This window comes from Blautia sp. HCP3S3_H10_2, assembly GCF_052122375.1.
In the GTDB taxonomy this organism is placed as follows: Bacteria; Bacillota; Clostridia; order Lachnospirales; family Lachnospiraceae; genus Blautia_A.
Genome location: NZ_JBQKCL010000001.1, coordinates 346,934 through 359,809 on the forward strand (window position 1 = coordinate 346,934; position 12,876 = coordinate 359,809).

Below are 12,876 nucleotides of genomic sequence, written 5' to 3' on the forward strand. Positions count from 1 at the left end.
TTACGCGTCACAGCCTTAATTCGTAGTATGAGAAAAATGGAGGGGCTTTTATGAGAATTATCATGTTAGGTGCACCAGGTGCAGGCAAAGGAACCCAGGCGAAGAAGATTGCTGAGAAATATGGTATTCCGCACATTTCCACAGGAGATATTTTCCGTGCCAATATTAAAAATGGTACAGAGCTTGGAAAGAAAGCAAAAACTTATATGGATCAGGGTCTGCTTGTACCGGATGAACTTACCTGCGACCTTGTTGTGGACAGAATCCAGCAGCCGGATGCCAAGAACGGCTATGTACTGGATGGTTTCCCAAGAACAATTCCACAGGCAGAATGCCTTACCGATGCTTTAAGCAAGCTTGGAAGCAAGATTGATTATGCAATCGATGTTGACGTTCCGGATGAGAATATCGTAAACCGTATGGGCGGAAGACGTGCATGCGTAAAATGCGGTGCAACTTATCACGTTGTATTTGCAGCTCCGAAGGTTGAAGGAGTTTGTGATACATGTGGAGAAGAGCTTGTGCTCCGTGACGATGATAAGCCGGAAACAGTTCAGAAACGTCTGAATGTATATCATGATCAGACTCAGCCGCTTATTGACTACTATACAGGTCAGGGCGTACTGAAAACAGTAGATGGTACCAAGAACCTGGAAGAGGTATTTGGTGATATTGTTAAGATCCTTGGCGAATAGAATAGAGGATAAGAAGTAATGTCAGTTTCAATAAAAACAGCACAAGAAATTGAACTTATGAGGGAATCCGGACATCTTCTGGAAAAGGTTCATGATGGACTGATCCCTTATATCAAACCAGGAATGAGCACGAAGGAAATTGACCGTATCGGTGAAGATATGATCCGTTCCATGGGCTGCATTCCCAACTTTCTGAATTATGGAGGCTTTCCTGGCTCCTTCTGCATCAGCCTGAATGATGAAGTGGTCCACGGAATTCCTTCGGAGGACAAAATTATCCAGGATGGTGATCTGGTTAAGATCGACGCAGGTCTGATCTACAAAGGATATCATTCTGATGCGGCCCGTACTTATGCAGTCGGAGAAGTTTCCAAAGAGGCCAGACAGCTTATGGATGTAACAAAGCAGTGCTTCTTTGAAGGAATAAAATTCGCGAAAGCAGGAAATCATCTCAATGATGTTTCCAAGGCAATCGGAGCGTATGTAGCGAAATACCGTTATGGTATTGTACGAGATCTGGTGGGACATGGGATTGGTACCCATCTTCACGAAGATCCGCAGATTCCCAACTTCCCACAGAAACGCAGGGGAGTGAAATTACTTCCAGGTATGACACTTGCCATTGAGCCTATGATCAATATGGGCAGGGCAGATGTATGCTGGCTGGATGACGAATGGACAGTGGTGACCATGGATGGTTCCCTTTCCGCACATTATGAGAACACCATACTGATTACAGATGGCGAACCGGAGATTCTGACACTCACAAAATAATTTTTTATGCAATAGGAAATTTAGGATTCATTAAGGCGATACAGGAGGTTTAAAATGTCAAAAGTAGATGTACTTGAAGTAGAAGGCACTGTTTTAGAGAAGCTGCCAAACGCAATGTTTAAAGTGGAACTTGAGAATAAGCATGTTGTACTTGCCCATATCAGCGGTAAGCTGCGCATGAACTTTATCCGTATTCTTCCAGGAGATAAAGTAACAATGGAGCTTTCCCCATATGATCTTTCCAAGGGAAGAATCATCTGGAGAGATAAATAATTCTTATTCGGTTATAAATTAATAGCTGATTTAAGCTTGAAAAGCAATAAAAAGACTCCTGCTCCTGGATGTACTTCTGAGAGCAGGAGTCCTTCTATTATAGAAGAAAATAATTTTATGATACCAGTGTCAAAAGGTCAAAAAGCTGTTCGTGCTTGCACGATAAAGCTTTTGATCTTGGGACACGCCAAACATGAGGAAGTAGCGATTTACGCAGTAAATCAGCGGATTCCGAATGTTTGAAGGATTGTGTGAGCAGCGTATCTGCGGAACAATCCGTGGTATCGAGTTAGTGTCAAAAGACCTTTTGACACTAACATCATTTTATAAAATGTAAAAAAAATTTAAAAAACTGCTTGCATTTTGTAGACCATAATGCTACAATACAATGCGGACGCGCTTATACCATGTGTATAACTGCGCCTAAACTGCAGATTTTAATGCTATATTTTACGGAAGGAGGATTTCCAGTGAAAGTAAGATCATCTGTAAAACCGATCTGCGAGAAATGCAAGGTCATTAAAAGAAAAGGTTCTATCAGAATTATCTGTGAGAATCCAAAACACAAACAGCGTCAGGGTTGATTTATCCCGTGTTTGTGAATGCGGCTGCAGGTGAAACACCCGGCTGGGTTGTATCATCTGACATATAATGAACTAAGCATGTATTGCCTAATACCGGAGGCAACGTTGGCCCGTTGGCCGCAAATTTCGGAAAGGCTGCGAATCGCCAAAAGCAGCTGGGTGTTTTACCGAGGCACCCCAATTAGGAACTAAGAATGAAGAAAGAGTGCGTGTGGATGCATCCCATTTCACCTTGTATCTGATACAAGTGATGTACGAAGACGCAGGACTTTCAGTAAAGAAAATGGAGGAAACAGTACATGGCTCGTATAGCTGGTGTAGACTTACCAAGAGAGAAAAGAATCGAAATCGGTCTTACCTATATTTATGGTATTGGAAGACCAAGTGCAGACAAAATCCTTGCTCAGGCAAATGTAAATCCTGACACACGTGTCAGAGACCTGACTGATGATGAAGTTAAGAGACTTCAGGCTGTCATTGATGAGACAATGATGGTAGAAGGTGATCTTCGTAGAGAAATCGCCCTGAACATTAAGAGACTGCAGGAAATCGGATGCTACAGAGGAATCCGTCATCGTAAAGGACTTCCGGTTCGTGGTCAGAAGACCAAGACTAATGCTAGAACACGCAAAGGTCCGAAGAGAACAGTAGCAAATAAGAAGAAATAATTCAGTATCCTAACTATAAATTATAATTGATTAAGGAAAGCGTAGGTTAGTTTTAAAATGGCAAAAACAACTAAAAAAGCGACAACAAAACGTCGTGTCAAGAAAAACGTTGAACACGGACAGGCACATATCCAGTCTTCTTTTAACAACACAATTGTTACTCTGACTGACAACGAAGGAAACGCTCTTTCATGGGCAAGTGCCGGCGGTCTGGGATTTAGAGGTTCAAGGAAATCTACCCCTTATGCAGCACAGATGGCAGCTGAGACTGCAACAAAGGCTGCTTTAATTCATGGATTAAAAACAGTAGACGTTATGGTTAAAGGACCAGGATCAGGTCGTGAGGCTGCTATCCGTGCCCTTCAGGCATGCGGTCTTGAAGTAACAAGTATCCGTGACGTAACTCCGGTTCCGCACAACGGATGCCGTCCACCAAAACGTAGAAGAGTCTAATTGAATTAGGAGGTAAGCCAAGATGGCAGTAGATAGAACACCGGTCCTGAAAAGATGTAGATCCCTTGGAATGGATCCAATTTATTTAGGAATTGATAAAAAATCCACAAGACAGTTAAAACGTGCAAACCGTAAAGTATCTGAGTACGGTCTTCAGTTAAAAGAAAAACAGAAAGCAAAATTCATTTATGGCGTTCTGGAGAAACCTTTCCGTAACTACTACAAGAAAGCCGACAGAATGAAAGGTCAGACTGGTGAGAACCTGATGATCATGCTTGAGACAAGACTTGACAATGTTCTTTTCCGTATGGGATTCGCAAGAACAAGAAAAGAAGCTCGTCAGATCGTTGACCACAAGCACGTTCTTGTAAACGGAAAATGCGTTAACATTCCTTCTTATCTCGTAAAAGCTGGTGACAGCATCGAGATCAAAGAGAAATGCAAAGGTTCTGAGAGATACAAAGGAATCCTGGAAGTAACAGGCGGAAGACTTGTTCCGAACTGGCTTGAGGCTGATCAGGAGAACCTTAAGGGCGTTGTAAAAGAGCTTCCTACAAGAGAAGAAATCGACGTTCCTGTAAACGAGATGCTTATCGTCGAGTTGTACTCCAAATAATGAGCCCTGATAATACCCTCAATTGCATACAACCCAGAAGGAGGGAAATTTATAGTGTTTGATTTTAATAAACCAAAAATCGAAATTACCGAGATATCTGAAGATAAAAAATTTGGAAGATTCGTTGTAGAGCCTCTGGAAAGAGGTTACGGTACTACACTTGGCAATTCTCTTAGAAGAATTATGCTGTCCTCCCTGCCGGGAGCTGCAGTAAGCCAGGTTAAGATCGACGGTGTTCTTCACGAGTTCAGCTCCATTCCTGGAGTAAAAGAAGACGTGACAGAGATCATCATGAATCTTAAGAGTCTTGCAATTAAGAATAACAGTGCTGACAATGAGCCTAAGACTGCATACATCGAGTGTGAGGGCAAAGGTGTTGTTACAGCTGCTGATATTCAGGCAGACCAGGATATCGAGATCATGAATCCGGATCAGGTAATCGCTACCTTAAATGGTGGTAAGGACTGCAGACTTGCAATGGAACTTACCATTACAAAAGGCCGCGGATACGTAAGTGCGGATAAGGGCAAATCAGATGACATGCCAATCGGCGTGATTGCAGTTGATGCAATCTACAGCCCGGTTGAGAGAGTCAATATGGTTGTGCAGAATACACGTGTAGGTCAGGTTACAGACTTTGATAAGCTGACACTTGATGTTTACACAAACGGCACGCTGGATCCTGATGAGGCAGTAAGCCTTGCAGCAAAGGTATTAAGCGAGCATTTAAGTCTTTTCATTGACCTTTCCGAGAATGCTAAGACCGCTGAGGTCATGATCGAGAAAGAAGACAATGAGAAAGAGAAAGTTCTTGAAATGAGCATTGATGAGCTTGAGCTTTCAGTTCGTTCTTACAACTGTCTGAAGAGAGCTGGTATCAATACTGTTGAAGAGCTTTGCAATAAGACTTCCGACGACATGATGAAAGTACGTAACCTTGGACGTAAGTCCTTAGAGGAAGTACTTGCCAAGTTGAAAGAGCTGGGCTTACAGCTTCAGCCAACCGAAGAGTAAGATTATTACAGTGGGGATTTGCTAAGCAGCAGTCCAGTAAGACCGAACAAGCGTGGACTGCTGTCCCACAGATGGAGGAAAATTAAATGGCAAAATATAGAAAATTAAGCAGAACAGCTGACCAGAGAAAAGCTCTGTTAAGAAACCAGGTTACAAATCTGTTATACAACGGAAAGATCGTTACAACAGAAGCAAAGGCTAAAGAGATCCGTAAGATCGCTGAAGGTCTTGTAGCTATGGCAGTTCGCGAGAAAGACAACTTCGAGACTGTTACTGTAACAGCTAAGGTTGCCAGAAAAGACGCTGAAGGCAAGAGAGTGAAAGAAGTTGTAGACGGTAAGAAGAAAACTGTTTACGATGAAGTTGAGAAGCAGATCACAAAAGATGCTCCATCCAGACTTCACGCTCGTCGTCAGATGATGAAAGTGTTCTACCCGGTTAAAGAAGTTCCGGCTAAGGGCGCTGGCAAGAAGAAAAACACCAAAGACGTTGATATGGTTAAGAAAATGTTCGAGGAGATCGCACCAAAATACGCTAACCGTAACGGTGGATACACCAGAATCGTTAAGATTGGACAGCGTAAAGGTGATGGCGCTATGGAAGTGCTCATCGAGCTGGTTTAATCCGAAACTGAATTACTGATCATATGGAAAGAGATATTTACGTTTCGTAGATATCTCTTTTTTCTTAATATACGCGGGCAACAAGCCAAAGTCCATGCTTGCATGAGACCTTGGCGACTGCTGCGTTAACGAGTGAAACTCGCTTACGCGGGCAACGAGCCTGAACTGAAGACAATATAAGGAATACAGATGTGAGAAAGTTAATTTATTTTATCGAAATTTGTTTGTTGGCCTGCCTTTTGACAGGCTCTGCCCAGAGAGAATCAAATGCAGATATTCCTGTGAATATACCGGAATTTAACTGGGAAAATTACAACATTATAACACATGCCCTGGGTGGAATGGATGGTCTCACATACTTAAATTCCCGTGAGAGTTTTATCAATTATTATGACAAAGGCTGCCGGCTTTTCGAAGTGGATCTGACACAGACAAGTGATGGCGTCTGGGTATGCCGCCACAACTGGAAGGAACCGCTTGGCCAGTGGGAAGGGGAAGAGCGTAAGGTACTCTCTTCTGAAGAATTTTTGAACACACCCATATATGGAAAATATACGCCGCTGACGTTTGAAGACCTGCTAAAGCTGCTGGATGAGCACCCAGATGCATTTGTTATGCTGGACTCCAAACAATACTCTGTACGCAATTACCAGCGTACGCTGGATGATTATGCCCAGTACAGGGAAATTGCAATAAATGCTGGAATTGAACACACTCTGGGACAGATCATACCTGAGATATACAATTCTGCAATGTATCCAGGAACAGCCCTGCTATATAAGTTTCCGGCATATATTTATTCCCTGTGGCAGGAGTATTCTGCGGATGAACTGCGGGAGATTGCAGATTTCTGTCAGAATAGTAAAATCAAGGCGGTAACGATATACAAAGATTATTGGTCAGAAGATGTGCAGAAAATTTTTGACGAACGGGACATTTTGGTATATATTTATACCATAAATGACAAAGAAGTGGCAAAAGGATATCTGGCGGATGGAATAAAAGGCGTCTGTTCAGATGTGCTGATAGAGTCCACTCTCGATGATTAACAGGAATCTGTCGCTAACGAAAAGACTTTCGTAAAACGAAAAAGGCTTTCATAATTGACAGATTCATGATTCGGATAACACACGAAAATTATACAAAAAGCTGCTGTCAGCCAGAAGATGGCAGGCAGCGACCAAAAAGGATTAAATACACATGAAAATCAGAACAATGGCTGCAGTCTTTGCAGCAAAAACTGCGGGCTTTGTCTGCAGGAAAATGGGCCGCCAGGGAGTTACCTGGGCGGGAAAAATCGCATTAAAGATCAATCCGGATATTCTGGAAGATCTGTCTTCCCAGGTACGAAAGAAAATCTTTGTAACCTGTGGAACCAATGGAAAAACAACTACCAACAATATGCTTTGTGCAGCCCTGGAAAATGAGGGACAGAAAGTAGTATGCAATCATACCGGTTCTAACATGCTAAATGGCGTTGTGGCAGCTTTTGTACTGGCTGCAGGTCCTACAGGTAAGCTGGATGCAGATTATGCCTGCATAGAGGTTGACGAAGCCTCTACACGCCATGTTTTTCCCGGACTGAAACCGGATTACATGCTGCTTACCAATCTGTTTCGTGACCAGCTGGACCGTTACGGTGAAATTGATATCACGATGAACATTCTGGAAGAAATGATCCGTACAGTGCCAAAGATGCAGGTAATCGTAAATGCAGATGATGCACTTTCCGCTTATCTGGCCATGGACAGCGGTAATTCCTATATTACCTACGGAATCAGCAAGCCGGTACAGAAAAGTGCAGCCAATGAGATCCGTGAGGGACGCTTCTGCAAAAAGTGCGGTGCGAAACTGGAATACAGCTTTTACCACTATAGCCAGTTAGGAGATTACAAATGTCCAAACTGTGGATTTGCAAGACCAGCGATCCAGTATGACGCACAGGATGTAAAAGTAGGCGATCAGCTGTCCTTCCAGGTAGAGGATAAGCGTCTGACTGCAAATTACAAGGGATTTTATAATGTATATAATATTCTGGCTGCTTATGCAGGCCTTCGCACAGCTGGTTTTTCAGGAGACCATTTCCAGAATATGCTGCAGAAATTTAATCCTGAGAATGGCCGCATGGAGCAGTTTCGCATTAAAGGCACTGGTGTAATGCTGAATCTTGCCAAGAATCCGGCTGGATTTAACCAGAATATTTCTGCAGTTATGCAGGATAAATCCCAGAAAGATATCATTATCACGATCAATGACAATGCGCAGGATGGAACGGATATTTCCTGGCTTTGGGACGTAGATTTCGATCTGCTTGGAGATGAAAGCATTCATTCCATTACCGTAAGTGGAATCCGTTGTCAGGATATGCGTCTACGAATGAAATATGTGGATATTCCGGTTATGCTGGAAGAGGATGTGGAAACTGCTATCCGGAAGAGAATTGAGGACGGTGTTGGCAACCTGTATGTTCTCGTAAACTATACAGCATTATTCAGTACTCACAATATTCTTAAGAAAATGGAGGGAGAAAAGGAATGAAACTGACAATCGGACATTTATATCCTGATCTCCTGAATCTGTATGGAGACAGAGGAAACATCCAGTGTCTTATGAGACGCTGCCAGTGGCGTGGAATTGAGGCTGAGACTATTCCATTTGAGCTGGGAGACAAGATCGATTTTTCCAGACTGGATATTGTGCTTCTGGGCGGAGGCTCAGACAGGGAGCAGATGCTGGTATGTGAGAAATTGAAAGAGATCCAGCCTGATTTTAAGAAATATGTAGAAGATGGAGGCGTTGTGATCGCTATTTGCGGTGGCTACCAGCTTCTGGGAAAATATTATAAGACAGATCAGGGAACCATTACCGGACTTGACCTGGTAGATCTTTACACAGAACAAGGCGAAGGACGTCTCATCAGTAATATTGTGTTAAAAAGTGAGCTTTTTGACATGCCGATAGTGGGTTTTGAGAACCACGGTGGAAGAACCTGTATCAATAACTGTAAGCCGCTTGGAAAAGTACTTTATGGCTCTGGAAATGACGGCAAAACAGGCTATGAGGGCGTAGTCTACAAGAATGTGATCGGAACATACCTTCACGGGCCGCTTCTTCCAAAGAATCCCCAGCTGGCAGACTGGCTGATCGCTCATGCTCTTGAGAAGAAATATGGGGAAGAAATTCAGCTGGCACCGCTTGATGACACAGAGGAAAAGGCTGCAAATGATTATGTATATCATAGATTTGTGAAAGAAAGCTGATGTATGTGTACCAAAATGTGTTTGAAAAACAATCCATGCAATCTGTATGCCCCACTTTGCTGGAGATTTTGCAAGAAAGCCGTTTTCAAACACGCTCTGGCAGATAAGAAAGATGGACAGTGAAAACAGCAGATAAGAAATAAGGGGAACGATATGGCAAAGGGAATCAATCAAAAAGGAAAACTCCTATATCTTGAAAAAATTTTGAAAGAAACAAGTGAGACACATCCGTGCACTATGCAGGAAATCATTGGAAGGCTTCAGGAATACGGAGTAAGCGCAGAGCGTAAAAGTATTTATGATGATATGGAAGTGCTCAGAAGCTTTGGCATGGATATTAAGTTTAAAAGAGGAAAATTTACGGGATATTATATAACCGGACAGAGCGTTGATCAGAGGGAAAACGTGGATATTCCTGGCAGTAATACTGGATTCGCAGAAGGAACCGCAGGGACTCCAGCCGGTAGCGTTCCGGCGCAGAATTCAGGACAAGAGGATAATGTGCAGGCAAAACAGAAGAAACTTTCCTGGCTGCTTCCCCCTTCCGATTCTGAGGAAGATAAGCCGGTAAAACTGCTTTGCAGCAATAAGAAAAAGAATGATATTATAGCTGCACTTGGAAATTATGCCCAGTATAAAGAAAAAGAGGATGACTGTTTTGTAGCATCTGTGCAGGTGGATGAGAATCCGGAATTTTATGGATGGCTTACACAGATGGGACGGGATGTAGTTATCCTGAAACCTAAGAAATCGGTTCAGGCGTACCGGGAATATCTGAAGAATATATTAAAGCAGTATAAATGAGAGCTTTTTATGTTTTGTGCAGAAATAAAAAGATTGGCTCCTTATAAAAGCTACATAGAAAGGATTTTTTTATGAAAAAGCAAATCGCAGCAATCCTGTCTGGAGTTCTGGTATGCAGCACTTTTTTGACCGGCTGTGGGAAAAATGAGGCTACAGAGGCGGTAAAGGAAAGTGTGGAAACAGAAAAAGAGGGTACCGGAGATCTTGACACTGAGAGCAGCCAGGAACAAAAGTCCGAAAAACAGGACAATGAAAGCTCCCAGGCAGAGGATTCTTTGACAGATGATACGCAGGACTCCCAGGCATCCAGGGAAAATCTTGACAAAGTTGGAGTACTGCTTCCAGAAGAGGGAGAGGATATTAATAGCAGTCTGGAACGGGCAGAACTGAAATCACGCCTGGAGGAGGCTGGGTATAATCCGGCACTTTATTTCGCAGGAAACGATTCAGATACCCAGATTTCCCAGATTCAGGAACTGCTTCAGGATGAGAAGTTAAAGGCATTGGTAATCTCCCCGGTAGATCCATATTCTCTCACAGATGTGCTGGAACAGGTAGAAGAGCAGTCAATTCCTGTAATTGATTATGATGACCTGATCATGGATACTGCTAATGTAAAATACTTCGTTGCCTTTAATACACGGGCAATCGGAAAAGAAATCGCAGATAATATAGTAAAGAAAGCAGAACTGGATAAGGTCCGGGAGGACAGAGGTGTCAGAACCATCGAGTTTTTAATGGGTGCACCGGACGATGATGCCTCTCTTTTCCTGTTCAATGGAATTATGGAAGGTTTGCAGGATTATATAGATGATGGAACCCTGATCTGCCGTTCCGGGAAAACGACATTTGAGGAAACTGCCATTGCAGAAGGCGATACGAGCACTGCAAAAAAACAGCTGGAATCAGTAATTGACGAATATTATCATCAGGAAAAAACGCCGGATATCATCTGTACTGCAGAGGATGCTTTTGCACTGGCAGCCATGGATATTGTAGAGGCAAAACAGATTCAGCCAGGAGATGAGACCTGGCCGCTGATCACAGGTGTGAATGCAGAGGCGGAAGCGGTAAAGAGTATTGCAGAAGGAAAATTAGGCTTTACCGTTATGATGGACAGACGAGATCTGGCCGAGGCCTGTGTGACGCTTGTAGACACTTATCTGAAAGGGGACGATGTTGAGATCAGCAACTATTCCCAGTACGATAATGGAGTGAAAATCATCGGAACCGCTACCTGTGATGGGAAGCTGATCGATAAAGACAATTACCAGATTCTGGTGGATAATGGATTTTATCTGGCGGAGATGATCGCACCGGATGTTTCTCCTACTCCTACGCCAGAGGAAGCTGGTCCTGCACCGGAGGCTTCTGTGACACCAAGCGCCAGTCTTACACCAGAGCCTGGTGCTATTGGAAATACTGCAGATGTAACGCCAAAAGAGAACCCGGAAATTACTACAGAAGAAGTTCCGTCAGTAGAAAATGGTGGGAACGAAGAAAGCAGTACCGATGCATTGGCTGTCGGAAAAGCGAAATAACAATAAAAAGCAGCTGTAAGAGTAACTGGAAATCAGTTCCCTACAGCTGCTTTTGTTCGTATACGCTTATTCATATGAAATGTGGAAATAGCACAGATTTTATTCACGGAAAGTCAGGGAATCATCGGTCATAGAGTCGATGATAGCCAGAGATTCCAGACGGACGCCCATATCACGGATCTGCTGTCCGCCCTGCTGGAAGCCTTTTTCAATAACGATACCAGCTCCCTCGAGAGTGGCACCGGATTTTTTGACAATGTCGATCAGTCCAAGGAGAGCGCAGCCATTTGCAAGGAAATCATCAATCAGAAGAACGTGATCCTCTGGTCCAAGGAACTTCTTGGAAATGATAACGTCATATACTTTCTTATGGGTAAAGGATTCAATCTTGGTGCAGTACATTTCTCCGTCAAGGTTTACACTCTGGGATTTCTTAGCAAAGACTACAGGAACATGGAAGTACTGTGCTGCGATACATGCAATGCCGATACCGGAAGCTTCAATCGTAAGAATCTTAGTGATCGGGCAGTCTGAAAAACGGGCCTTAAATTCTTTACCAATCTCATTGATCAGGTCAATGTCCATCTGATGATTCAAAAAACTGTCTACTTTTAATATATTACCTGGCTTAACAATACCATCTTTCAGAATACGTTCTTTTAAAAGCTGCATGGCTATATCTCCTTCTCGGCTTTTCGTCGTTTTTATTTTAATATTTCTATGATACGACATTCTTGTGAGAAGTTCAATTATTTTTGACAAAAAAGTGTAAAATATCTATAATGAAATTCAGGTAGATATTAGAAATCAGTAAGCAGGTATCAGGCACACATAAAGTGAGGAGAAAAGATGAAAGAATACGAAGTAATCTGGGAAATTTTCAATAAATGTCCACGAAATCAGATGCGTGATGTATTTGTGGAAGAACTGGAATTAGAAGATCCGGAGGAATATGTGAAGAATAAATTCAAAGGCAGGGAAGTATCCTATGAGAAGACCGTTCTTGCAGATGGAACTGTGATTTTTGATATTCAGACTTCACAGATTAAACAGCGCTGTTCTTTTACTGAAATATAAGTGCATAATCATGAGAATTATGATATAATAAAAAATATGGTTGAAAAGAAAATTCTGGCCGCAATAGTCAGTAAGAAACTGAAAAGACTGGAAATTTACAGGGGGATGACATGATCGAGGAGAAAACAAATGAGCAGTTGCATACCCATGTTCTGGAAGATGGCACCACAGTCATGCATTCCCATGGAGAACACGGACATCACCATAGTCACGCACAGACGAAAGCTGTGCTGAACCGGCTTTCCCGGGCCATTGGGCACCTGGAATCCATTAAGCGGATGGTAGAAGATGGACGGGACTGCAGCGAAGTTCTGATCCAGCTTTCCGCAGTGAAATCTGCAATCAACAATACAGGTAAGATCATTTTGCAGGATCATATTGAGCACTGTATTGTGGATGCAGTAGAGCATGGAGACAAGGATGCAATCAAGGAACTGGAACGTGCGATCGACCGGTTTATGAAGTAAAAAATACATGTAACTGTCAGAGATTTA

Annotated in this window: 17 protein-coding genes and 1 pseudogene; 16 read left to right on the plus strand and 2 right to left on the minus strand. The window is 42.8% G+C overall.

Annotation, left to right across the window (positions count from 1 at the left end; translation table 11 throughout):
- Nucleotides 1–50: 50 nt before the first annotated feature.
- The 12 genes from ACTQWB_RS01625 (at nucleotide 51) to ACTQWB_RS01680 (ending at nucleotide 8,960) form a co-directional block, all read left to right on the plus strand.
- On the plus strand, nucleotides 51–695 hold the full coding sequence (locus ACTQWB_RS01625; RefSeq protein ID WP_441500037.1) for an adenylate kinase: 645 nt from the start codon (nucleotides 51–53) through the stop codon (nucleotides 693–695).
- Between the two features lie 18 nt (nucleotides 696–713).
- Complete coding sequence (map, locus tag ACTQWB_RS01630) at nucleotides 714–1,469, plus strand: type I methionyl aminopeptidase (protein WP_441500038.1); 756 nt, start codon at nucleotides 714–716, stop codon at nucleotides 1,467–1,469.
- A gap of 54 nt (nucleotides 1,470–1,523) precedes the next feature.
- Nucleotides 1,524–1,742 carry a translation initiation factor IF-1 gene (gene infA, locus ACTQWB_RS01635; RefSeq protein WP_117852566.1) on the plus strand — a complete coding sequence of 73 codons (219 nt, stop codon included), beginning with the start codon at nucleotides 1,524–1,526 and terminating at the stop codon, nucleotides 1,740–1,742.
- A 470-nt stretch (nucleotides 1,743–2,212) separates the two neighbouring features.
- Nucleotides 2,213–2,326 (plus strand): 50S ribosomal protein L36, encoded by a 114-nt coding sequence (gene rpmJ, locus ACTQWB_RS01640; RefSeq protein WP_003022746.1) that lies wholly within the window; start codon nucleotides 2,213–2,215, stop codon nucleotides 2,324–2,326.
- Between the two features lie 299 nt (nucleotides 2,327–2,625).
- Nucleotides 2,626–2,994 (plus strand): 30S ribosomal protein S13, encoded by a 369-nt coding sequence (gene rpsM / locus ACTQWB_RS01645; protein ID WP_117852568.1) that lies wholly within the window; start codon nucleotides 2,626–2,628, stop codon nucleotides 2,992–2,994.
- Between the two features lie 57 nt (nucleotides 2,995–3,051).
- Nucleotides 3,052–3,447, plus strand: a complete 396-nt coding sequence (rpsK, locus tag ACTQWB_RS01650; RefSeq protein ID WP_117852570.1) for a 30S ribosomal protein S11 — start codon at nucleotides 3,052–3,054, stop codon at nucleotides 3,445–3,447.
- Nucleotides 3,448–3,469: 22 nt separating this feature from the next.
- Nucleotides 3,470–4,063 (plus strand): 30S ribosomal protein S4, encoded by a 594-nt coding sequence (gene rpsD, locus ACTQWB_RS01655; RefSeq protein WP_118581181.1) that lies wholly within the window; start codon nucleotides 3,470–3,472, stop codon nucleotides 4,061–4,063.
- Between the two features lie 54 nt (nucleotides 4,064–4,117).
- A complete protein-coding gene (locus ACTQWB_RS01660) occupies nucleotides 4,118–5,077 on the plus strand; it encodes a DNA-directed RNA polymerase subunit alpha (RefSeq protein WP_118581178.1) in 960 nt (319 codons plus the stop codon).
- A gap of 86 nt (nucleotides 5,078–5,163) precedes the next feature.
- On the plus strand, nucleotides 5,164–5,700 hold the full coding sequence (locus tag ACTQWB_RS01665; protein WP_118581175.1) for a bL17 family ribosomal protein: 537 nt from the start codon (nucleotides 5,164–5,166) through the stop codon (nucleotides 5,698–5,700).
- Between the two features lie 191 nt (nucleotides 5,701–5,891).
- The gene (locus tag ACTQWB_RS01670) at nucleotides 5,892–6,749 is read left to right on the plus strand and encodes a phosphatidylinositol-specific phospholipase C/glycerophosphodiester phosphodiesterase family protein (RefSeq protein WP_441500039.1); all 858 of its coding nucleotides are present in this window, start codon (nucleotides 5,892–5,894) and stop codon (nucleotides 6,747–6,749) included.
- Nucleotides 6,750–6,900: 151 nt separating this feature from the next.
- Entirely contained in the window at nucleotides 6,901–8,238 is a 1,338-nt protein-coding gene (locus ACTQWB_RS01675; RefSeq protein ID WP_441500040.1) for a MurT ligase domain-containing protein, read from the plus strand.
- The gene (locus ACTQWB_RS01680; RefSeq protein ID WP_441500041.1) at nucleotides 8,235–8,960 is read left to right on the plus strand and encodes a type 1 glutamine amidotransferase; all 726 of its coding nucleotides are present in this window, start codon (nucleotides 8,235–8,237) and stop codon (nucleotides 8,958–8,960) included. Before ACTQWB_RS01675 ends, ACTQWB_RS01680 begins: the two co-directional genes overlap by 4 nt.
- Before the next feature lie 6 nt (nucleotides 8,961–8,966).
- Here the strand turns inward: ACTQWB_RS01680 and ACTQWB_RS01685 are convergent.
- Nucleotides 8,967–9,053, minus strand: a pseudogene (locus ACTQWB_RS01685) (DUF6783 domain-containing protein); the annotation flags it as partial.
- Between the two features lie 60 nt (nucleotides 9,054–9,113).
- Here ACTQWB_RS01685 and ACTQWB_RS01690 point away from each other — a divergent pair.
- Nucleotides 9,114–9,764 (plus strand): hypothetical protein, encoded by a 651-nt coding sequence (locus tag ACTQWB_RS01690; protein ID WP_441500042.1) that lies wholly within the window; start codon nucleotides 9,114–9,116, stop codon nucleotides 9,762–9,764.
- 71 nt (nucleotides 9,765–9,835) lie between these two features.
- Entirely contained in the window at nucleotides 9,836–11,305 is a 1,470-nt protein-coding gene (locus ACTQWB_RS01695) for a substrate-binding domain-containing protein (RefSeq protein ID WP_441500043.1), read from the plus strand.
- Between the two features lie 99 nt (nucleotides 11,306–11,404).
- Here ACTQWB_RS01695 and ACTQWB_RS01700 read toward each other — a convergent pair whose 3' ends face one another.
- On the minus strand, nucleotides 11,405–11,977 hold the full coding sequence (locus ACTQWB_RS01700; RefSeq protein ID WP_441500044.1) for a xanthine phosphoribosyltransferase: 573 nt from the start codon (nucleotides 11,975–11,977) through the stop codon (nucleotides 11,405–11,407).
- A 177-nt stretch (nucleotides 11,978–12,154) separates the two neighbouring features.
- On the opposite strand from ACTQWB_RS01700, the gene ACTQWB_RS01705 reads away from it, so the two are divergent.
- Together ACTQWB_RS01705 and ACTQWB_RS01710 are read left to right on the plus strand one after the other, a co-directional pair.
- A complete protein-coding gene (locus ACTQWB_RS01705; RefSeq protein ID WP_441500045.1) occupies nucleotides 12,155–12,382 on the plus strand; it encodes a hypothetical protein in 228 nt (75 codons plus the stop codon).
- A 110-nt stretch (nucleotides 12,383–12,492) separates the two neighbouring features.
- A complete protein-coding gene (locus tag ACTQWB_RS01710; RefSeq protein WP_441500046.1) occupies nucleotides 12,493–12,849 on the plus strand; it encodes a metal-sensing transcriptional repressor in 357 nt (118 codons plus the stop codon).
- Nucleotides 12,850–12,876: the final 27 nt, after the last annotated feature.